This is a genomic window from Acidisphaera sp. L21, assembly GCF_009765685.1.
Taxonomy (GTDB): Bacteria; Pseudomonadota; Alphaproteobacteria; order Acetobacterales; family Acetobacteraceae; genus LMUY01.
Map to the genome: position 1 here is coordinate 57483 of NZ_LMUY01000026.1, position 19490 is coordinate 76972.

The window sequence follows — 19490 nt, forward strand, 5'->3', positions numbered from 1 at the left end:
GTTCGGGGGCGCTCATTTCCGGTTGCAGATCGTAGGTGGCGACCTTCGGAGAGGGCACCATGATGCGTTCCTCGCCTGGGAACGGGTCCTCCCGCCCGCCATTCAGGAAGTATGTGACGTGGGGATATTTCTCCGTCTCTGCCATCCGGAGTTGACGCCTGCCGGCGGCACTGACGGTTTCGCCGAGGATATTGCCCATGGAATTAGGGGCGAAAATCGTCGTCATCAGCGGGGCCAGGTCGTCGCTGTAGCGGGTCATGCCGACGGCGATAGCGAGTTTCGGGGGCGATCGGTCGAAGCCGGTGAAGGCCGGGTCCAGCAGGGCCATCAGCAATTCGCGAATCCGGTCGGCGCGGAAGTTGAACGACAGGATCCCGTCGCCATCGGCCATGCCGGCGTAGTCGCCGATTGCAGCAGGGGGCACGAACTCGTCGGTCGTATCTGCGGCATAGGCGGCCTGGATCGCGGCAGCGGCGGTCGGGAAGTGGGCGCCGTCTGCCTTGGTGATGACTGCGAAGGCGCGGCTCACGCGGTCCCACCGATTGTCGCGGTCCATGGCGAAATACCGGCCGCTGAGGGTGGCAATGGTGGCGCCGTCGGGCAGGCCGGCCTCAACCGTGGCCACGTATTGGGCGGCGGAGCGAGGCGGTGTGTCGCGGCCGTCGGTGAAGACGTGCAGGCGGACGGGAATGCCCTCGGCCGTCACGATCTTGGCCAGGGCGATGGCGTGGTCCTGGTGGGCATGAACGCCGCCGGGTGACATGAGCCCGATCAGGTGGCAGGCGCCGCCGGTGCGCTTCAGCGTGTCGACCAGGGTGCGGACCGCCTCCGTCTTGCCAAGCGAGCCATCGGCGATGGCACGGCCGATGCGGGGCAGTTCCTGCATCACCACCCGGCCGGCACCGATATTCAGGTGTCCGACCTCCGAGTTGCCCATTTGCCCATCTGGCAGGCCGACATCCTCGCCAGAGGTGCGCAGGAAGGCGCGGGGTCCTGCTTCCCAAAGGCGGTCGAAATTTGGCGTGCGGGCCTGGCAGACCGCGTTGTCATCCCGCGTCTCGCTCCAGCCCCAGCCATCCAGGATCATCAGCATGACGGGGCGGGGCGGGGCGTTGGTCATGGCATGGTCCCTCGGCTGGGTCGGATCGTTACCCGGCTCTGTCCCATACGGCGGGACGAACGAAAAGTCTTGGTTGTCATCAACTTGGCCGTCCGGCCCGGTGATACGGGTGGCCGGTGGCGATGGCGCGGGCGCGGAACAATTGCTCCGCCAATAGCGGGCGCACCAGCATGTGCGGCCAGGTCATCGGGCCTAGCGACAAGGTCGCGTCGGCGCGGGCGATGATGGGGGCGTCGAATCCCTCCGCACCGCCGATCAGAAAACAAACGGGGCGCGAAGAACCGAGCCAGCGTTCCAGCAGGGCGGCCAATCCAGGGCTGTCCGGGGAGGCGCCGCCGCCATCCAGTGCCACGGCAAACGCAGTGGCGGGCAGGGCAGCCAGCAGAGCCTCCGATTCGCGGCGCTTCACCTCTGCCGGGGCACCGCGGCCCTCGGGCACTTCGGTCACATCCAACGGCGGCCGCAGTCGTGCGTTGTATCGTGCGAACAGGTCCGCTTCCGGCCCGGCGCGCAGCTTGCCAACCGCGATCAGCCGCATCGCAGTTGCACCGGCGCGGAGGTTCGGGACATAGCGATGCCGTAAAGAGGAGGAGCCAACACGTGATCCGTCGCCCCCTGCTGCTGTGCGCTGCCTGGCTGCTTTGCGCCGCTGCATCGCCAGTGCCTATCGGGCCGGTGAGGCTGGCCGCCCAACCCGGCACTCCCCTGGACGCAACGGCGCGCCGGGTCGCGGCGGCCGATCTGAATGATGGCGATGCCGGTTCGCTGCTGCTGCTGGGCAGCCAGCCGCTGGGTGCGGCCGGCACCGGGCCGGCGCTGTTCGTGCAGGTGCAGTCGCAAAGGTCCTGCGGGTCGGCCGGGTGCTCGACCTCCATCTACCTGCCGACCAAGGCCGGGTGGGCCAAGGTATTGGATGCCGTCAGCGGCAATGTGGTGGTGGAGGCCGGGCAGCATGGCGGGATGCATGACCTGTTGGTGGGCAAGAACGATCGCTGGGTTTGGAAGGGCCATGCCTACGCCGATACGCAGCCGGCGCCGCAGGTGGATCTGCGTCCCCGCCACCCACGGCCGACCGCGCACCGCAAGCCGGTGCACCACGCACCGCCATTGCATAACGGTCCGTAGCGCCGGCCTACGCGGCCGGTTCGGCTTCGTCCTCGTCGGTCCGCGGGTCGTCGAGGTCGGACCCCCACATCTTTTCCAGCGCATATAGTTCCCGCGCCTCGGGCTTGAACAGGTGGACGACGATGTCGCCGGCGTCGATCAGCACCCAGTCCGATCCGCCAGCGCCCTCCACCGGCACACGTCCGACCCCCGCCTCGCGTAGTTTTTCCTGCAAATGGGTGGCCATGGCGCTGATCTGACGATCGGCGAGGCCAGTCGCGATCACCATGCGGTCGGTGAAGGCGGCGCGGCCGGCCAGGTCCAGCACCGTCACGTTCTCGGCCTTGTCGGCCTCCAAGCTCTCGACGATGATCGCCTGGACCCGGTCCAGCACCGATGGCTCGGTTTTCTTGCGGGCGGCCCGGGGCTTCGGACCGGCGGCGGCGGCTTTCTTGCGGGGCGTGCCCGGCGCCTTCGCCGCCTCCTTCAGCGTCGTGGCCGGCTTCGGCAGCTTGCGCTTGGCAGGCGGCTTCGTACCGGGGTCGGCGGCTGTTGGTTTTCTGGCTATCTTCCTGCTCCCGCAATGCGTGGTGCTGCGCCGGAGTATGCCGCGCGCAGTGCCGTCGCCGATATGGCATTTTGTTGCGCTGGCAGGAAGGTCCATGCCGGCGCGGTGGTTTCGGCCAGCATCGGTGCTTCCCGTGCCGGGTGCCAGGCTGGCCGCAACCGTCGTGCGGCCTGGCCAGCCAGCGCGCGGTGGTTATAGCCAGGGCGGGGCAGCACTGCGAACGGTATCGTGTGCGTAACCCCCACCCAGCGGCGCCAGCGCGGTAATTCGCACAGGATATCGGCCCCCATGAGCCACACGAAATGGATCCGGGGGAACCGCAGCCGCAGGGCGGCCAGCGTGTCGGCGGTGTAGCGAGTACCCAACTGGCTCTCGATCGCGGTGGCCAGGATGCGGCGGCCATCGGCGATTCCGGCGGCGGAAGCGAGGCGCTCGGCCAGACTCGCCATGCCGGCGGCGCGTTTCAGCGGATTGCCTGGCGATACCAGCAGCCACACCTGGTCCAGCTGCAGGCGTCGCAATGCCAGTTCGGCGACGTGGCGGTGCCCGGCATGGGCGGGGTTGAACGAGCCACCGAGCAGGCCAACGCGCAGTCGCTGCCGATGGCCGAAGCGGGGAACCGGGTCGACCACGGTGCGGTGGATCAGGGCCGGACCTGCCCCGTGCCGGTGACGACGTAGCGAAACGAGGTCAATTGTTCCAACCCGATCGGGCCGCGGGCGTGCATGCGCCCGGTGGCGATGCCGATTTCCGCGCCGAAGCCGAACTCCCCGCCGTCGCAGAATTGGGTGGAGGCGTTCCATAGCGCGACGGCGGACGAAACGCCGGCCAGGAATGTCTCGGCGACTGCCGCGTCGGCGGTGACGATGGCGTCGGTGTGCTCGCTGCCGTGGCGGGCGATGTGGCTCAGTGCGCCGTCGATGCCGTCCACCATCGCGACGTTCAGGATCGCGTCCTGCCATTCGGTGTCGAAATCGCTGGGGTCGGCGGCAGGCAGCTCGGGGAGGATGGCGCGGGTGCGGGCATCGGCGCGGATGGCGCAGCCGAAGGCAGTGACGGCTTGGATGAGCTGCGGCAGCAGGCTGGGTGGGGCGGCCGAGTCGACCAGAAGGGTTTCGGTGGCGCCGCAGACGCCGGGTCGGCGCAGCTTGCTGTTCACCAGCAGGGAGCACGCCATCGATGCATCGGCGGCGGCGTGGACGAAGAGGTGGTTGAGGCCCTCGGCATGTGCCAGCACGGGAATGCGAGCCTCCCGCTGCACACGCTCCACCAGGGATTTGCCGCCACGGGGGATGATGAGATCGACCAGGCCGGAGCCGGCGAGCATGGCGGCGACGTAGGCGCGATCGGCCTCGGGCGCGATCTGCACGGCAGCTTCCGGCAGGCCGGCAGCCGCCAGCCCGGCGGTCATCGCGGCGTGGATGGCGCGTGCACTGTGCAGGCTTTCGGACCCGCCGCGCAGCAGCACCGCGTTGCCGGATTTCAGGCACAGCCCGGCGGCGTCGGCGCCGACATTCGGGCGGCTTTCGTAGATCATGCCGATGACGCCGATCGGAGTGGCAATGCGACGGAACTGCAGACCGTTTGGGCGGCTCCATTCGGCCAGAGTACGGGCTAACGGGTCGGGCAGGGCGGCGATCTCCTCCAGCCCAACCGCCATCGCCTCAACCCGGTCGGGCGTCAGCGTCAGACGGTCGCGGAACGCGGCGGTGGCTTTGCTCGCGATCAGATCCTGTTCGTTGGCGCCGAGTATGGCCGTGGCATTCGCCCGCAACGCCGCGGCCGCGGCCAGCAATGCCGCATTCCGGGCACCGGCTGGCGAGCGCGCCATGGTGGCAGAGGCCGCGCGGGCAGTGGCACCGGCGGAGTGCAACCATTGGGAGGCGCGGTCGGTATCGGCGGTCATGGTGGATCCGGATTGTGAAAGGCAGTTAATGGGCCGCAGCTTAGGTGAGGTCGGACGATCCTGGAATGCAAGCCACGCAGCCCCGCCCGGCGGACATAGCTAGGCCGTGGCCAGCAGAACCAGATCGTCCCGATGGATCGCCTCGTCCCGGCCGCGCCAGCCGAGCAGGGTTTCGATCTCCTCCGACCGATGCCCGGCGATGCGGCGCATATCGTCGGCGGAGTAGGCGGACAGGCCGCGCGCCAGTTCGATGCCGTCGGTGTCTCGGACCTCGATCGGGTCGCCACGATCAAAGCCGCCCGCCACGGCGCGCACGCCCGCTGGCAGCAGGGAACGGCCAGCGGACAAAGCCCGCGCCGCGCCCGGGTCGACGGTGAGGGTGCCGAGCGGCGCCAGGCTACCGGCGATCCAGCGCTTGCGGGCGGAGCGACCTTCGGGTGCCGGCAGGAACCAGGTGCAGCGCGCGCCATCGGCTACCGCCTGGATCGGGTTCGCCACGCTGCCCAGCGCGATCGCCATGGCGCAGCCCGCCTGCGTGGCGATGCGCGCCGCCACCAACTTCGTCCGCATCCCGCCGGACGAGTAGCCGGGCGGGGGATCGCCGCCCATTGCCTCGATCTCCGGCGTCAGCTGCGCGACGACGGGGAGGTGCTGGGCCGCCGGGTTGCTGCGGGGGTCGGCTGTGTAAAGCCCGTCGATATCAGACAGCAGCAGCAGCCGGTCGGCGCTGACCATCTCCGCCACGCGCGCAGCCAGGCGGTCATTATCGCCGAAGCGGATTTCAGCCGTTGCGATACTGTCATTCTCGTTGATGACGGGCACGCAGTTCAGGCTCAGCAGGGTGGTGAGCGTGGCGCGGGCGTTGAGGTAGCGGCGCCGGTCCTCGGTATCTTCCAGCGTCAGTAGCATCTGCGCGGCGGTGAGCCCCTGTCCGGAAAGCGCGCCCGCCCAGGCCTGGGCCAGTTGGATCTGGCCGACGGCGGCGGCGGCCTGCTTTTCTTCCAGCCTCAGGCGGGGCTGGGTGAAGCCCAGGGTCGGCCGGGCCAGCGCGATGGCGCCGGAGGAGACCAGAATGACGGCTGTCCCACGCGCCCGGGCGGCGGCGACGTCGGCGGCTACGCCGGCCAGCCAAGCGGTGCGGGGCGCGGCGCCATCCACCACCAACGCGCTGCCGATCTTGACGACCAGCAATTTCGCGGTGGCGAGGTCTGGCGTTATCACGCCGTCGCCCGTTCCGATTGGACGGTGTCCATCAAGCGGCGAAGCTGTTCCTGCACGCCCTGGCCAGTGACGCCGGACATCAGCATCACCGGCTGGCCGGAGGCGCGGGCAAGGGCGGCGCGGCGGGACGTCGCCTCCCTCGGGCTCATCGCATCGCATTTGTTCAGCACGATCAGCTCAGGCTTGTCAGCCAGGCCACCGCCATATTCAGTCAGTTCCTCTCGCACGGTGCGCCAGGCGTCGACCACGTTGCCCGCGGCGCCATCGACCAGATGCAGCAGCACGGCGCAACGCTCGACATGGCCGAGGAAGCGGGTGCCGAGCCCGGCGCCTTCATGCGCGCCCTCGATCAGCCCGGGGATGTCGGCGATCACCAACTCTTCCGAATGCGACAGGCGCACGACGCCGAGTTGCGGGTGCAGGGTGGTGAACGGGTAGTCGGCGATCTTCGGCCGGGCGGCGGATACGACCGAGAGGAAGGTGGATTTGCCGGCGTTGGGAAGGCCAATCAGGCCCACATCGGCGATCAGCTTCAGCCGCAGCCAGATCCAGCGTTCCTCACCGGGCCAGCCCTTGTCGGCGCGGCGGGGCGCGCGGTTGGTGCTGGATTTGAAGTGGGCGTTGCCGTGGCCGCCATCGCCGCCCTTGCACAGCACGATGCGCTTGCCGGGCTCGTCCAGGTCGGCGAGGACGATCTCGTTCGTCTCGTCCATGATCTGGGTGCCGACGGGCACGCGGATCAGCACGTCATCCGACCCGGCGCCGGTGCGGTCCGACCCGGATCCGTTGCCGCCCTTTCGGGCGCGGAAGTGCTGGGTGTAGCGGAAGTCGATGAGGGTGTTGAGGTTCTGGACGGCTTCGAACAGCACGTCCCCGCCCTTGCCGCCAGTGCCGCCATCCGGACCGCCGAACTCGATGAAACGCTCGCGGCGGAATGCAATCACGCCGTCGCCGCCATCACCGGAGCGGATATAGATTTTGGCCTGGTCGAGGAACTTCATGGGGTGGGTCCAAACGAAACGAGGGCCGGCTCATCGCCGACCCCCGTGCACGCGTAGCATTGGGCGGCGGCGAATTATTCGGCCGCGACCGGCAATGCTTCAACGGAGACGTGCACTCGGCCCTCGCCGCGGGTCGCGAACTTCACGCTCCCATCGATGAGTGCGAAAATGGTGTGGTCCTTGCCGAGGCCGACATTCAATCCCGGCTTCACCTTGGTGCCACGCTGGCGGATGATGATGTTGCCGGCGATCACAGCCTCGCCGCCGAACTTCTTCACGCCGAGGCGTCGACCTGCGGTATCGCGCCCGTTGCGGGACGAACCACCTGCCTTCTTATGTGCCATGTTTCAGTCTCCTACCGCTCAGGCCGCGATGATGTCGGCAATGCGCAGCACGGTGACGTGCTGGCGATGGCCGTTCTTGCGGCGGCTGTTCTGCCGGCGGCGCTTCTTGAAGATGATGATCTTGGCCAGACGGTCCTGCGCCACGACGGTGGCGGTTACGGACGCACCGGGCACCACGGGGGAGCCGATCGTCATGCCACCCTCGCCGCCGCCAACGGCCAGAACGTCGGTGAACGTGATGGTCGAGCCGGGCTCGGCATCCAGCTTCTCGACCTTCAGCACCAGCTCAGGGGTAACACGGTACTGCTTTCCGCCGGTGCGGATGACTGCGAACATCGATCGAAATCCTATGGAACACTCGGCCACCGATGGCACACCGCCATTAGCAACCGGGCAGCAGGTTTCCCTGACGCCGGAGGCAGGCCTTATAGCGCCCGCGCCGGCAGAGTCAACGGTTACAGGCCAGGTTGAGGTTACAGGCCAGGTTGGGGTTACAGGCCAGGTTTGGGGTTACAGGCCGGGTTTGGCTTCCAATCCAACCGCGGCGACGCCGGCCAGGGCGCAGATCTCGTCATTGTCGGAATTATCGCCGGAGATGCCGACTGCGCCAATCACGTCGCCCTCGCCCAGGATCAGCACGCCGCTAGGCACCGGCACCAACCGGCCACCGCTGACGGTGGACAGGGCTGCCATGAAGGTTGGGTTGGCGTTGGTGCGGTTGAACAACTCGCGCGAGCCGAAGCCCATGCCCAACGCGCCCCAGGCTTTGCCGAACGCAATGTCGAACCGCATGATGCCGGATTTGTCTTCCCGTTTGAACGCCACCAGATGGCCGCCGGCATCCAGCACCGCGACGGTCAGCGGCATGAACTTATGCTCCCGCCCGGCCTTCAGCGCGGCGTCGACGATGGCAGAGGCGATTTCGAGGGTCATCTTCATGGGCAGGCTCCTGGGTGATTCGGGCCGTAAACCAGCGTTGTGCCCTTCACGCAAAGTGATATCATCTGCGATATGAGGCTCGTTCTGGATTGCGACGTGCTTTTCAGCGGGCTGCGTAGCACGATCGGCGCGTCTCGTATCCTGCTGCTGGCGATCGAGGCGAAGGTGATCCTGCCGCTGGCGAGCGTCGCCATCGTCTTTGAGGATGAGGCAGTCTTGAAGCGAGTCGTTCGCAGAAGCCGCGATCAACGGCCAGGCGGACGCGCTCGTGTCGTTCAACCTTCGGGACTACCGGCCGGCCGACCCTGGCGGGGCTGCTAGTCTCGACATCCCGGTCTGCCGGCCGGGTGACATTGTAAGAAGGCTATCATGGCGACCATCAGCAACTTCGCCCTTCGGATTCCCCCCTCCTTGATGGAGGATGTGAAGACACTGGCGTTACAGGATGCCATGTCGGTCAACCAGTTCCTGGTGCAGGCTGCGGCGGAGAAGGTCGCGACGCTGAAGGCGCGCGGCTATTTGGTGGACCGGGCGATGCGGGCGGCGGAGGGCGACCTTGGGCGGGTTTTGGCGAAGGCAGGGGCACCGGTAGCCATTCCCGGTGACGAACTGCCAGACGGCTGGCAGGCCTGAACGGCGCCTTGCGTTGACCCTGGCGGGCCGGGGCCGTAAACCGCCCGGTGAACAATACCGGGCTACAGCCGCCTCGTCGGCACCCTAGGAGAGTATGATGCGCGCGCGGATCTTTCAGCGTCCCAAGACCGCCATGCAGTCCGGCACCGCCGGCACGGAAACCTGGATGCTGGAATTCAACGCCACCCTGCCCGAAGTGAACGATCCGCTGATGGGCTGGTGGGGCCGGGGGGACACGCGGGGCCAGGTGAAGCTGAAGTTCGAGACGCGTGAGCAGGCCATCGCCTATGCCGAGGCCAACGCGATCGCCTATGACGTGGAAATTCCGCCCGCGATCGTCAAGCAGAAGCCGAAGGTCTACGCCGACAATTTCCGCTTCGGCCGAACGGAAAACTGGACCCATTGACGGCTTGGCGGCCCCACCTGGACTCGAACCAGGGACCCATCGCTTAGAAGGCGATCGCTCTATCCGCTGAGCTATGGAGCCTGCGGGCGAATTAGCACAGAATCGACGCATGCCAACCCTCTGGCGTTTGCGCTCTGCCGCCCCGTCCCATAGGGAATGGGCCGACGGATCGGCATGACAGGAGACCCCATCGTTGACCAAGCGCCAGATGAAGCTCGGCCTGTCCATGCGGTATCTGGGCTATCACGACGCCGCCTGGCGCCATCCGGATGTGCCGGCGAACGGGTCGTCCGAGTTCAGTCACTTCCTGTACTGCGCCCAGCAGGCGGAGCGGGCGAAGTTCGACATGGTGTTCTTTGCCGATGGGCTAGGTGTTCGGGCGAACGATACGCCGCCGGGCTCGCTGAGCCATTCCAACCGCAACGTGGAGTTGGAGCCGCTAACCCTGCTGTCGGCGCTGGCGCCCATGACCAAGCATATCGGCCTCGTGAGCACCGCTTCGACCACCTATAACGAGCCGTATCATATCGCCCGCAAATTCGCCTCGCTGGACAATATCAGCGGCGGCCGGGCCGGGTGGAACGTGGTGACGTCCTGGTCCGAGCAGGAGGCCTGGAACTTCAGCCGCGAGAAGCACCTGGATTACGAGACCCGCTACGAACGCGCACGCGAGTTCGTCGATGTCGTCACCGGGCTGTGGGATAGCTGGGAGCCGGATGCCTTCGTGCACGACAAGGCAACCGGCCAGTTCTACGACCCGGCCAAGCTGCATACGCTGCACCACAAGGGCCAGCATTTCGCCGTCCGCGGCCCGCTGAGTGCCCGGCCGTCGCCGCAGGGCCGGCCGTTGCTGGTGCAGGCCGGGGCCAACCCGGCGGGGCAGGAAATCGCGGCGGCGGACGCCGACGTGGTCTATGCCTCGATCAACGGGCTGGAGCAGGCGCAAGAGTATTATGCGTCGGTGAAGGCGCGAATGCCGAAATACCACCGCGACCCGGATCTGCTGAAGATCATGCCCGCTCTGGTGCCCATCGTCGGCCGGACGGCGACGGAGGCGCGGGCCAAGCTGGACCAATTGCAGGCGCTGATCGACCCGCTGGCCGGCTATGCCCGGATCTACGGGTTGATGGGCGACCTGTCCGCCTATGATTTCGATGGCCCGGTGCCGGAGCCGGTGAACGCCAAGATGCGCAGCCTGGCCTATGGCTGGTGGGAGCGTTCGAAGCAGGAAGGTTGGACCATCCGGCAGATGTATGCCGAATACGCCGTCGGTGAGGGTTTCCGCGCCATCGGCACCCCGGCGCAGATCGTCGACATCATGGAAGAGTGGATGAATGCCGGCGCGGCCGACGGGTTCAACATAACGCCCACGCATCTGCCCGGCGGCATCGACGATTTCGTGGAGTTAGTGCTGCCGGAGCTGCATCGTCGTGGACTGTTCCGTACCGAATACACGGGCGCGACGCTGCGAGAAAATCTAGGTTTGCCGCCCCATGTCAGTCGTTGGGTGAAAAAGTCAGTTTGACGACCCCTGCCGGCTTCGTGGATGGTGCGGTGCAACATTAAGGAGCAGTAAGTTTTGCAGCGGCAGATGAAGCTGGGCCTGAATATCGTCGCCAATGGCGCGCATGCTGCCGGGTGGCGAATGCCCGGCGCGCTGACCAACGCCGCCATGGACATTCGCGTCTGGAAGCGCATGGCCCAGGCGGCGGAGCGGGCGTGCATCCACTTCATGTTCTGGGCCGACGGCATCGCCGTCCGCCACTCCGCCCGCGACGATACCGAACTGAGCTACAACGCGCGCATCGATGTGTGGGAGCCGCTGACCGTGATCGGCGCCCTGTCCGCGGTGACGGAGCGGATGGGATATATCGCCAGCGCGTCCACCACTTATAACGATCCGTATCACGTCGCCCGCAAATTCGCCTCGCTGGACTACATCAGCGAGGGCCGGGTCGGCTGGAACGTCGTCACCTCGTGGAGCGAGCAGGAGGCGTTCAATTTCGGCCGCGACGCGCATATGGAGCACGGGTTGCGCTATCGCCGGGCGGAAGAGTTCGTCGACGTAGTGTTTGGCCTTTGGGATAGCTGGGAAGACGACGCCTTCATCCGCGACCAGGTGGGCGGCCAGTATTTCGACCCGGCAAAGCTGCACACGCTGAACCACAAGGGCGAGAGCTTCACCGTGAAAGGCCCGCTGAACACCGGCCGCCCCATCCAGGGCTACCCGGTGATCGCACAGGCCGGGTCATCCGGCCCCGGGCAGGAGCTTGGCGCCCGCATCGCCGACCTGATCTACACCGCGCAGCAGAGCAAAGAGGACGCCGTCGCCTTCTACGCCAGCGTGAAGGCACACGGGGAGAGCGCGGGGCGTGATCCGGACTCAATGCTGGTGATGCCTGGCATCCTGCCGATCATGGGCCGCACCCGGCAGGAAGCGCAGGATCGCTACGAGGACTTGCAGAGCCGGGTGCCGCCCGAACTGGGCCTGCCGATGCTGGTCGAGACGTTCGGCGATTTGACCCAGTTGGACCCGGACGGTCCGCTGCCGCCGCCGCTGCAGTCGCACAACGCGGTCAAAAGCGGGCACGAGAAGCTGGCGCGTCTGGCGCTGGAGCCGGGGATGACCATTCGCAAGCTGTATCAGAACCGGGCCGGAGCCTCGGGCCACAACACCGTCGTCGGTACCCCTGCGGATGTAGCCGATCTGATGGAAGATTGGTTCACCTCCCGCGGTTGCGACGGGTTCAACCTGATGCCTGCCTTCCTGCCGGACCCGGCGATCGAGGCGTTCGAGTGGCTGGTCCCGGAATTGCAGCGGCGTGGACTGTTCCACACGGAATACGAAGGCGATGGGACGTTGCGGAGCAGCCTGGGTTTGAAGCGCCCGGCGTTCAACAGCCACCGTCGCCGGGCGTAACGACCTCTTACCAGGGAATACAGATGATACAGGGTGTCCGCCGTGCGTCGAGGTGGTCGATCGTAGCGGCGGGATTGCTCGCCTCGGTGCCAGCCTGGGCGCAGACCGATGTAATCCCGACGCAGACGCCGAACCCGGATTTGGTGAAGAAGCTGCCGGCTGGGGCGAAGACATTCACCCTCGCGGTGGCGCTCGGCTCTCCGCCCGACGATTTCCGGAACGCGCAGGGCGAAGTGGCCGGCTGGGAAATCGACATCATGCGTGGTGCCACCCAGTTGCTGGGGCTGGACCTGGACATCCGCCCGACCACCTTCGACACGTTGATCCCGGGGCTGCAGGCCAAGCGGTTCGACGGCGCGACGGGCCAGATGGGCCTGTCCGACGCGCGGGAGAAGGTGGTCGACATGATCGGCACGCTGACGGGCAACGAGCTGTTCGCCGCCCTGTCGGATTCCACGATTAAGATCAACGGTCTGGAAGATCTGTGCGGCCTGACGGTCGGCACCACCCGCGGCTCGCGTGAGATGGTGTTCGCGGGCGAGCAGAACCCGAAATGCGAGGCCGCCGGCAGGAAGCCGATCAATGCGCTTGCCTTCAACGACGGCAACGGCGCGGCCGAGGCGGTGATGAGCCGCCGGGCAGACATGGTCTGGCTCGGGTCCACCGCGATCAGCTACTTCGTGGCGCAGTCCAAGGGGCGGACCAAGGTCGTTGGGGCCTATACCGACCCCAGCTATATCGGCCCGGCGTTGACGAAGGGCTCGGACCTGGCGGTTCCCTTGCAGGCGGCGATCCAGACGCTGATCGACAATGGCACCTACGGCAAAATCGTCGCCAAATGGGGCCTGTCGGACAACGCCATCAAGACGGCGCCGCTGAACCCGACCGGCACGCCGAAGTAATGCCCCACGCGGCGCTATCCGCCGGGGTTGACCATGCGGCGCACCGCGTCGTGCCGTTGCGCCATCCCTGGATCTGGGTGGCGAGTGCCGTGGTGGCCCTGGTGGCGTTGGCAGTGCTGGCCAGCGTTGCCACCAACCCGGCATTCCAGTGGCCGGTGGTCGCGGAATACATGCTGGACCCGCAAATCCTGGTGGGCCTGGGCCGCACACTGGAACTGACGCTGATCGCGATGGCGATCGGCCTGGTGCTAGGCACCCTGCTGGCGATGATGCGGCTGTCACCCAACAAGCTGCTGTCGACCGTCAGTTGGGCCTATATCTGGTTCTTCCGCAGCGTGCCGGCGCTGGTGCAACTGATCTTCTGGTACAATTTCGGCGCGCTATATCCAGTGATTGCGCTGAAGCTGCCGTTCGGCCCGACGCTGTTCAGCGCCAGCACCAACTCGCTGATCACGCCCATGTTCGCCGCCCTGGCCGGGCTGGGTCTGGCGCAGGCAGCCTACACGGCAGAGGTGATCCGCGGCGGGATCGCCTCGGTTCCGAAGGGGCAGGCGCGGGCGGCGATGGCGCTGGGTATGCAGCCGCTGACGATTTTCCGCCGTATCGTGTTTCCGCAGGCGATGCGGGTGATCATCCCGCCGGTCGGCAACGAAGTGATCTCGATGGTGAAAAGCACCTCGCTGGTGAGCGTGATCGCCCTGGCGGAACTGCTGTACACCGCGCAGCTGATCTACGCGCGCACCTACGAGACGATACCGCTGCTGATCGTGGCGTCGCTCTGGTACCTCATCATCGTGTCGGTGTTGTCGGTCGGGCAGCATTTCCTGGAACGCCGGTATCGCGCGCGATGACCAGCCCGGGAACCGAGATGGTCAAGATCCGCGGCCTATCGAAGAGTTACGCCGGGCGAGAGGTGTTGCGCGGGATCGATCTGGACGTGGCGGCGGGCAGCGTGATGTGCATCATCGGGCCGTCCGGATCGGGCAAGAGCACGCTGCTGTCCTGCATTAACCATCTGGAGCGCATCGACGCCGGGCAGATCTGGGTCGCGGGGGAGTTGGTCGGCTACCGGGAGAAGAACGGCCTGATGTACGAACTGCCAGAGCGGCAGATTTCCCGCATGCGGCAGCGCGTCGGCATGGTGTTCCAGCAGTTCAACCTGTTCCCGCACATGACGGCCCTCGCCAACATCATGGAGGCACCGATCCAGGTGAAGCGCGTCCGCCAAGCCGATGCCCGTGCCCGAGGCGTGGAGCTGCTGGAACGGGTGGGCCTGGCCGCCAAGCACGCCATGTTTCCCGCCCAGCTCTCAGGCGGGGAGCAGCAACGCGTAGCGATCGCCCGGGCGTTGGCGATGGACCCCCAATTGATGCTGTTTGACGAACCGACCTCCGCCCTGGACCCGGAATTGGTGGGTGAGGTGCTGGCGGTGATGAAGGACCTCGCGCGCTCCGGCATGACGATGGTGGTGGTGACGCACGAGCTGGCTTTCGCGCGGGAGGTCGGGGACGAGCTGACCTTTATGGACGCCGGCATGGTGGTGGAGCGGGGCGCGCCGCGCCAGGTTCTGGCTGCCCCGCAGCAGCGGCGGACCCAGGATTTCCTCTCGCGGGTTCTGTAACGCGTTACAATGCGGTAGTCTCGGCTCGAAATCCTGCTGCGCGACACCATTTGTGCGGCAAGATGATGACAGGGACAGGCGGATAGATGGACGCGCTACAAGCGCAGGCGCTGATACGGTTCGGCCTAGGGCGCCGCGGCAACGAGCCGCTGCCGGCCGATCCCGCAGCCTGGCTGAAGGGGCAGATCACCCGCCCCGACCCCTCGGAATTCCCCGGTGCGCTGAGCACGACCGAATGCCTGACCGCTTGGCGCCTGGACTCGCAGCAGCCCTTGCCGCCGGGCCAGCCATCGCGGGTGAACAGCATCCTGGCGCAGGAGAAGATCCAGCAATGCAATAATGCATTGATGAGTTCGGCACCGTTCCGCGAGCGGCTGGTCTGGTTCTGGACCAACCATTTCGCCGTCAGCCTCAACCGGCTGGAATGCCTGCCCGTCACCGGCGCGTTCATTCGGGAGGCTATTCGCCCGCACGTGACCGGCAAGTTCAGCGACATGGTGCTTGCGGTGATGCAGCACCCGGCCATGCTGATGTATCTGGACAACTGGGGCTCCATCGGCCCGAACAGCCCGGTGGGGCTGCAAAGCGGTAAGGGGCTGAACGAAAACCTGGCCCGCGAGTGTCTGGAACTGCACGTGCTGAGCCCCGCGTCGGGCTACACCCAGGCCGATGTGACCAGTATGGCGCGTATTCTGACCGGTTGGACGGTGAATTTCGGCGATCAGCACCCGGGCTTCGTCTTCAGCCCGGCGCTGCACGAGCCCGGGCACAAGACGGTCATGGGCAAGGTGTTTCCGGAAGGTGAGGAGGGCGGTGTCGAGGCGCTGACGTATTTCGCCGACCAACCCGCCTGTCACCAATTCCTGGCAACCAAGCTGGTGCGGCATTTCGTGGCCGACGACCCGCCGGCGGGCGCGGTGGCGACGATTGCCGGCGTGCTGCGCGACACCCACGGCGATTTGGCTGCGGCGTCCGTCGCGTTGGTGGATCTGCCGGATTGCTGGACGCGGTTGACCAAGCTGCGCACGCCGCAGGAATACGTCATCGCCTGCGCCCGTGCGGTGGAGGCCGAACCGGTCACCACGACGCTGGCGGCGGAGTTGATGGACGGGCTGGGCCAGCCACTCTGGACCCCGCCGCTGCCGAATGGCTGGGCTGACCGGGCGGAAAGCTGGGCCGGGCCAGAGGCGCTGCTGCGCCGGGCGGAATTGGCGAACAAGATCGCCGGCCGCCACCCCGACCCGGACCCGGCGGAGGTGGCGGATGCCTGCCTCGGCCCATTCCTCCGCGCGGAGACGCTGCAGGCGATCAAGTTCGCCGGATCACGCCGAGGGGCGATGACGATGTTAATGGCGTCCCCGGAGTTCATGCGGCGATGATGCATTTGCCGACGCTGTCGCGCCGCTCTGCGTTGCTGGGCCTGTCCAGTGCGCTGGTGATGGGTCGCGCCTCCCTGGCCCTTGCCGCGGCGCCAACCGACAAGCGGTTTGCCGTCATCATCCTGCGCGGGGCGATGGATGGCCTGTCCGCCGTGGTGCCGTATGGCGACCGTTATCTAACGCAATGGCGGCCGGAATTGCTGCCGCCGCCGGTGGGTAAGCCGGGCGGGATGCTGGATCTGGGCGGCTTCTACGGGCTGCATCCGTCGCTGAGTGGGATGCACCAGATCTACAAGGCGGGCGAATTGCTGCCCGTGCATGCCGTGGCCGGCAGTTACCGCAGCCGCAGCCATTTCGAGGCGCAGGACTACATGGAGAGCGGCGCCGAGGAGCGAATGGACAGCGGCTGGCTGAACCGCGCCCTGGCCCTGCTGCAGCAAGCCCCCGCCACTGCGCATACCTCGGCCATTGCCGTGGATGTGACGGTGCCATTGCTGCTGCGCGGTGCGACGAACGTGGCGACCTGGGCGCCGCCCAGTTTCGACCCGCTGGATGCCGATCTCTACACCCGCATCGTGGCGCTGAACCAGGCTGACCCGATTACTGGCCCGGCGTTGAAGGACGCGATGCGCCAACGCGGCTTTTCCGACAAGGTGCTGGCGGGCGGCGACCACGACCACGAAGCGTTCGGGTCGCTGTGTGCCGCCGCAGCCAAGCTGATGCGGGCGCCGGATGGTCCTCGGTTGGCGGCGTTGGAGCTGGAGGGGTGGGACACCCATACCGGCCAACCGGCGCGCATTGCCTCCGCATTGGCAGAGCTGGATAGCGGGCTGGTTGCGCTGAAGGCGGGGCTGGGGGATGCGTGGAAGCAGACCGTGGTGGTGGTGATCACCGAGTTCGGTCGCACGGTACGGGCGGATGGCACATTGGGCACCGACCACGGCACCGGCACGGCGGCCTTCATCGCTGGCGGCTCAATCGCCGGTGGGCGGGTGCAAGCGAATTGGCCCGGCCTGGCGCAGCATAATCTGTTCGAGGATCGCGATCTGCAGCCGACGGCCGATCTGCGATCTGTGGCCAAGGGCCTGTTGTCGGCGCATCTCGGCCTGGATGGGGCTGCGATGCTGAAAGTGTTTCCGGGTAGCGACCGGGTGGCCCCGATGCCGCGGTTGCTGCGGGCCTAGACCTTCCGCAACGCGGCGGCCACGGATTGGGGCGGGGTTGATTTCTCGTGTCCCAGGTGGTCGGCTCGGTTCCAACGAAATCACGGCGCGCGGTTGAGATGCGCCGGACCAGGGGACCGATCCGATTATGATTCAACGCCGCACCTTGCTCGCTGCCTCCGCCGCGTTCGTCGCCGCCGAAACCACGTTCGGCCGCCCGGCGCGTGCCGAGGGCAGTTACATCATCGGCACGTTGTTTCCGATGGCGGGGCCGAATGCCGAATACGGCACGATCTTCACCGCCGGGGCGCAGATGGCGCTGACGCATATCGCGGAAGACAAGACGCTCGGCAAGCCGGTGGAATTGCGGGCCGAGGATAGCCAGAGCACGCCGCAGGGTGGCGCCACCGGCATGACGAAGCTGGCGAATGTGGACCATGCGATATACACGCTGGTTGGGTTCACCGGCGTGTCGAAGGCCGCGGCGCCCATCGGGCAGCGCAACAAGGTCGTCATGGTGAATGGCGGCGGGGTTGGGCCGGATCTGTCGGGGCTGGCGCCGCTGTTCTGGAACGTCATCCCGCTGATCGATAAGGAAATCGCGGCGCTGCTGCCCTGGATGAAGGGCCAGAGCTTCAAGCGGGTGGCGCTGGTCTACGTGGATGACCCGTTGGGCAACGCGGTGCTGAAGCAAATGAACACGGTGCTGCCCACCATCGGCGCCACGCTGGCCGGTAGCTACAGCATCGCGCCAACCGCCCAGCAATTCGGCCCGATCGCAGCCAAGATCCGCGATGCCAATGCGGACGTGATCTACTTCGCCAGCTACGGCGCACAGCAATCGCAGATCATCAAGCAACTGCGCGACAACGGGTTGTCGCAGCAGATGATGACCTATTCCGCGGCGACCATTCCCTCGGTGCGTGGTTTGGCGGAGGCGGAGGGGCTGGTGTTTACCGCGCAGGTGAGCGACTGGAGCGCCAGTGACCCGGTGACCGCGCGGTTCGTGAAGGACTGGCGGGCTAAATATAACGGCGACCCGAGCACCTATCACCAGAACTACTACAATGCGGTGTGGCTGTTCGGGTTGCTGGTGCAGTCGCTGGAGAAGGCGGGCAAGCCGGTCGATGGCGAAGCGTTGCGGGCGGAATTGCTACGCGTCCGTAAATTTCCGCTGGCGGGCGGCGACGGCAGCTTCGATGACAATTGCGACATCTCCTTCCCGATCCAGGTCAACCGGATGAAAGGCGGATCCTTCGAGAAGATCGGCTAACCCGGCATGTTGCTGGTTCAGTTGCTGGCGTCGGGTATTCAAACGGGCCTGATCTATGCACTGACAGCGGCGGGATTCGCCCTTATCTTCGGCGCCACGCGGATTTTTCACGTGGCGCATGGGGCGACGTTCGCGCTCGCCGGGTATGCGTTCATCGAGGGCACGGATTGGGGCCTGCCCTGGCCGCTGGCATGCCTGGCGGCGCTGGTGGTGGCGGTGGCGTTCGGCCTGTTCATGGATTACTTCGTCTACCGCCCCATCCTGCGGCACGAGGCATCGTTCTTCACCGTGTTCGTCGCTGCGTTCGGCGTGGTCGTGGTGGTGCAGAGCATTCTGGAGGTGGCGTTCGGCCGAAGCTTCGTCAGCTACAGTTCGGCACTGACGCGGGCGGTGCCGGTGCTGCCGGGGCTGTATATTGCGCCGGTGTTCTGGGTGGTGATCGGCGTGACGGCGGTCATCCTGGTGCTGACCGGCGTATTCCTCGGCCGGTCGCGCGCGGGGATCGGGCTGCGCGCGCTGTCGGAGAATCCGGAGTTGCTGCGCGCGTTCGGATTGTCCTCACGCCAGTTATCGGCGCTGGCGTTCGCCATTGGGTCCGCCCTGGCGGTGCCGGGTGCGGTATTGAGCGCGGCGACCACGGGGCTGCAGCCGTCGGTTGGGCCGCATGTCATGCTGATTAGTCTGGCGGCCACCATCGTGGGCGGCATCGGCAGCTTGCGCGGGGCGGTGATCGCCGGGGTGCTGCTGGGCGTGACGGAGAGCCTGGTGGTGACGGTGCTGGACACGCAATGGAGTGAGGCGGCCGGGTTCGTGCTGCTGTTTGGCTTCATCCTATTCCGGCCGAGCGGTCTACTGGGCCGGGCAGTCGCACGATGACCGCCTATCTGCTGAACCTGGCGACGTTGTCGGCAATTTTCGGCATCCTGGCAGTCAGCCTGAACGTGCTGGTTGGCTATGCCGGAATTTTCAGCATTGCGCATGCCGTGTTCT

22 protein-coding genes and 1 tRNA gene are annotated in these 19490 nt (G+C 66.5%); 12 read left to right on the plus strand and 11 right to left on the minus strand.

Features of this window, described 5'->3' with window-relative positions:
- Together gpmI and GSQ76_RS06870 are read right to left on the minus strand one after the other, a co-directional pair.
- The coding region (gene gpmI, locus GSQ76_RS06865) for a 2,3-bisphosphoglycerate-independent phosphoglycerate mutase (RefSeq protein ID WP_254070276.1) at positions 1-1120 on the minus strand (1120 nt) is incomplete at its 3' end.
- A 79-nt stretch (positions 1121-1199) separates the two neighbouring features.
- Complete coding sequence (locus tag GSQ76_RS06870; RefSeq protein ID WP_158743171.1) at positions 1200-1658, minus strand: 23S rRNA (pseudouridine(1915)-N(3))-methyltransferase RlmH; 459 nt, start codon at positions 1656-1658, stop codon at positions 1200-1202.
- A gap of 62 nt (positions 1659-1720) precedes the next feature.
- Here GSQ76_RS06870 and GSQ76_RS06875 point away from each other — a divergent pair, with 62 nt between their 5' ends.
- Entirely contained in the window at positions 1721-2245 is a 525-nt protein-coding gene (locus tag GSQ76_RS06875; protein WP_216850937.1) for a hypothetical protein, read from the plus strand.
- 7 nt (positions 2246-2252) lie between these two features.
- Here the strand turns inward: GSQ76_RS06875 and rsfS are convergent, their stop codons facing one another.
- From rsfS to GSQ76_RS06915, 8 genes are all read right to left on the minus strand, one after another.
- Positions 2253-2714 (minus strand): ribosome silencing factor, encoded by a 462-nt coding sequence (rsfS, locus tag GSQ76_RS06880; protein WP_254070281.1) that lies wholly within the window; start codon positions 2712-2714, stop codon positions 2253-2255.
- 74 nt (positions 2715-2788) lie between these two features.
- A complete protein-coding gene (locus GSQ76_RS06885; protein ID WP_158743173.1) occupies positions 2789-3424 on the minus strand; it encodes a nicotinate-nucleotide adenylyltransferase in 636 nt (211 codons plus the stop codon).
- Between the two features lie 11 nt (positions 3425-3435).
- Positions 3436-4698: a glutamate-5-semialdehyde dehydrogenase gene (locus GSQ76_RS06890; RefSeq protein ID WP_158743174.1), complete on the minus strand. Its 1263-nt coding sequence runs from the start codon at positions 4696-4698 to the stop codon at positions 3436-3438.
- Between the two features lie 99 nt (positions 4699-4797).
- Positions 4798-5919 carry a glutamate 5-kinase gene (gene proB, locus GSQ76_RS06895; RefSeq protein ID WP_254070277.1) on the minus strand — a complete coding sequence of 374 codons (1122 nt, stop codon included), beginning with the start codon at positions 5917-5919 and terminating at the stop codon, positions 4798-4800.
- Positions 5916-6920, minus strand: a complete 1005-nt coding sequence (gene obgE, locus GSQ76_RS06900; protein ID WP_158743175.1) for a GTPase ObgE — start codon at positions 6918-6920, stop codon at positions 5916-5918. Before obgE ends, proB begins: the two co-directional genes overlap by 4 nt.
- Positions 6921-6994: 74 nt before the next feature.
- On the minus strand, positions 6995-7264 hold the full coding sequence (gene rpmA / locus GSQ76_RS06905) for a 50S ribosomal protein L27 (protein WP_158743176.1): 270 nt from the start codon (positions 7262-7264) through the stop codon (positions 6995-6997).
- Positions 7265-7282: 18 nt separating this feature from the next.
- Positions 7283-7600 carry a 50S ribosomal protein L21 gene (gene rplU, locus GSQ76_RS06910; protein WP_158743177.1) on the minus strand — a complete coding sequence of 106 codons (318 nt, stop codon included), beginning with the start codon at positions 7598-7600 and terminating at the stop codon, positions 7283-7285.
- Positions 7601-7774: 174 nt separating this feature from the next.
- On the minus strand, positions 7775-8203 hold the full coding sequence (locus GSQ76_RS06915) for a heme-binding protein (RefSeq protein WP_158743178.1): 429 nt from the start codon (positions 8201-8203) through the stop codon (positions 7775-7777).
- A gap of 369 nt (positions 8204-8572) precedes the next feature.
- Between GSQ76_RS06915 and GSQ76_RS06920 the strand changes: the two genes are divergently transcribed.
- Together GSQ76_RS06920 and GSQ76_RS06925 are read left to right on the plus strand one after the other, a co-directional pair.
- The gene (locus tag GSQ76_RS06920) at positions 8573-8836 is read left to right on the plus strand and encodes a toxin-antitoxin system HicB family antitoxin (RefSeq protein WP_158743179.1); all 264 of its coding nucleotides are present in this window, start codon (positions 8573-8575) and stop codon (positions 8834-8836) included.
- A gap of 97 nt (positions 8837-8933) precedes the next feature.
- Positions 8934-9242 (plus strand): ETC complex I subunit, encoded by a 309-nt coding sequence (locus GSQ76_RS06925; RefSeq protein WP_158743180.1) that lies wholly within the window; start codon positions 8934-8936, stop codon positions 9240-9242.
- A gap of 5 nt (positions 9243-9247) precedes the next feature.
- Here GSQ76_RS06925 and GSQ76_RS06930 read toward each other — a convergent pair.
- Positions 9248-9323: transfer RNA gene (locus GSQ76_RS06930), tRNA-Arg, on the minus strand.
- A 112-nt stretch (positions 9324-9435) separates the two neighbouring features.
- Here GSQ76_RS06930 and GSQ76_RS06935 point away from each other — a divergent pair.
- From GSQ76_RS06935 to GSQ76_RS06975, 9 genes are all read left to right on the plus strand, one after another.
- On the plus strand, positions 9436-10767 hold the full coding sequence (locus GSQ76_RS06935; protein WP_158743181.1) for an LLM class flavin-dependent oxidoreductase: 1332 nt from the start codon (positions 9436-9438) through the stop codon (positions 10765-10767).
- Between the two features lie 54 nt (positions 10768-10821).
- The gene (locus tag GSQ76_RS06940) at positions 10822-12162 is read left to right on the plus strand and encodes an LLM class flavin-dependent oxidoreductase (RefSeq protein ID WP_254070278.1); all 1341 of its coding nucleotides are present in this window, start codon (positions 10822-10824) and stop codon (positions 12160-12162) included.
- A 23-nt stretch (positions 12163-12185) separates the two neighbouring features.
- Positions 12186-13064 (plus strand): ABC transporter substrate-binding protein, encoded by an 879-nt coding sequence (locus tag GSQ76_RS06945; RefSeq protein ID WP_158743182.1) that lies wholly within the window; start codon positions 12186-12188, stop codon positions 13062-13064.
- Entirely contained in the window at positions 13064-13915 is an 852-nt protein-coding gene (locus tag GSQ76_RS06950; RefSeq protein WP_158743183.1) for an amino acid ABC transporter permease, read from the plus strand. Before GSQ76_RS06945 ends, GSQ76_RS06950 begins: the two co-directional genes overlap by 1 nt.
- The gene (locus tag GSQ76_RS06955; RefSeq protein WP_272482678.1) at positions 13912-14685 is read left to right on the plus strand and encodes an amino acid ABC transporter ATP-binding protein; all 774 of its coding nucleotides are present in this window, start codon (positions 13912-13914) and stop codon (positions 14683-14685) included. The genes GSQ76_RS06950 and GSQ76_RS06955 overlap by 4 nt, the downstream gene beginning before the upstream one ends.
- Before the next feature lie 86 nt (positions 14686-14771).
- Entirely contained in the window at positions 14772-16064 is a 1293-nt protein-coding gene (locus GSQ76_RS06960) for a DUF1800 family protein (RefSeq protein WP_158743185.1), read from the plus strand.
- On the plus strand, positions 16061-17248 hold the full coding sequence (locus GSQ76_RS06965; protein ID WP_158743186.1) for a DUF1501 domain-containing protein: 1188 nt from the start codon (positions 16061-16063) through the stop codon (positions 17246-17248). Before GSQ76_RS06960 ends, GSQ76_RS06965 begins: the two co-directional genes overlap by 4 nt.
- Before the next feature lie 127 nt (positions 17249-17375).
- Positions 17376-18500 carry an ABC transporter substrate-binding protein gene (locus GSQ76_RS06970; protein ID WP_158743187.1) on the plus strand — a complete coding sequence of 375 codons (1125 nt, stop codon included), beginning with the start codon at positions 17376-17378 and terminating at the stop codon, positions 18498-18500.
- Between the two features lie 6 nt (positions 18501-18506).
- Positions 18507-19376 carry a branched-chain amino acid ABC transporter permease gene (locus tag GSQ76_RS06975; RefSeq protein ID WP_158743188.1) on the plus strand — a complete coding sequence of 290 codons (870 nt, stop codon included), beginning with the start codon at positions 18507-18509 and terminating at the stop codon, positions 19374-19376.
- Positions 19377-19490: the final 114 nt, after the last annotated feature.

Coding starts and splice junctions, on each gene's coding strand:
- GSQ76_RS06915 (WP_158743178.1), bottom strand. CDS start 8,203: ATGAAGATGACCCTCGAAATCGCCTCTGCCATCGTCGACGCCGCGCTG.
- GSQ76_RS06945 (WP_158743182.1), top strand. CDS start 12,186: ATGATACAGGGTGTCCGCCGTGCGTCGAGGTGGTCGATCGTAGCGGCG.
- GSQ76_RS06870 (WP_158743171.1), bottom strand. CDS start 1,658: ATGCGGCTGATCGCGGTTGGCAAGCTGCGCGCCGGGCCGGAAGCGGAC.
- GSQ76_RS06965 (WP_158743186.1), top strand. CDS start 16,061: ATGATGCATTTGCCGACGCTGTCGCGCCGCTCTGCGTTGCTGGGCCTG.
- GSQ76_RS06920 (WP_158743179.1), top strand. CDS start 8,573: ATGGCGACCATCAGCAACTTCGCCCTTCGGATTCCCCCCTCCTTGATG.
- rpmA (WP_158743176.1), bottom strand. CDS start 7,264: ATGGCACATAAGAAGGCAGGTGGTTCGTCCCGCAACGGGCGCGATACC.
- GSQ76_RS06960 (WP_158743185.1), top strand. CDS start 14,772: ATGGACGCGCTACAAGCGCAGGCGCTGATACGGTTCGGCCTAGGGCGC.
- GSQ76_RS06975 (WP_158743188.1), top strand. CDS start 18,507: ATGTTGCTGGTTCAGTTGCTGGCGTCGGGTATTCAAACGGGCCTGATC.
- GSQ76_RS06955 (WP_272482678.1), top strand. CDS start 13,912: ATGACCAGCCCGGGAACCGAGATGGTCAAGATCCGCGGCCTATCGAAG.
- rplU (WP_158743177.1), bottom strand. CDS start 7,600: ATGTTCGCAGTCATCCGCACCGGCGGAAAGCAGTACCGTGTTACCCCT.
- GSQ76_RS06950 (WP_158743183.1), top strand. CDS start 13,064: ATGCCCCACGCGGCGCTATCCGCCGGGGTTGACCATGCGGCGCACCGC.
- obgE (WP_158743175.1), bottom strand. CDS start 6,920: ATGAAGTTCCTCGACCAGGCCAAAATCTATATCCGCTCCGGTGATGGC.
- GSQ76_RS06970 (WP_158743187.1), top strand. CDS start 17,376: ATGATTCAACGCCGCACCTTGCTCGCTGCCTCCGCCGCGTTCGTCGCC.
- GSQ76_RS06925 (WP_158743180.1), top strand. CDS start 8,934: ATGCGCGCGCGGATCTTTCAGCGTCCCAAGACCGCCATGCAGTCCGGC.
- GSQ76_RS06890 (WP_158743174.1), bottom strand. CDS start 4,698: ATGACCGCCGATACCGACCGCGCCTCCCAATGGTTGCACTCCGCCGGT.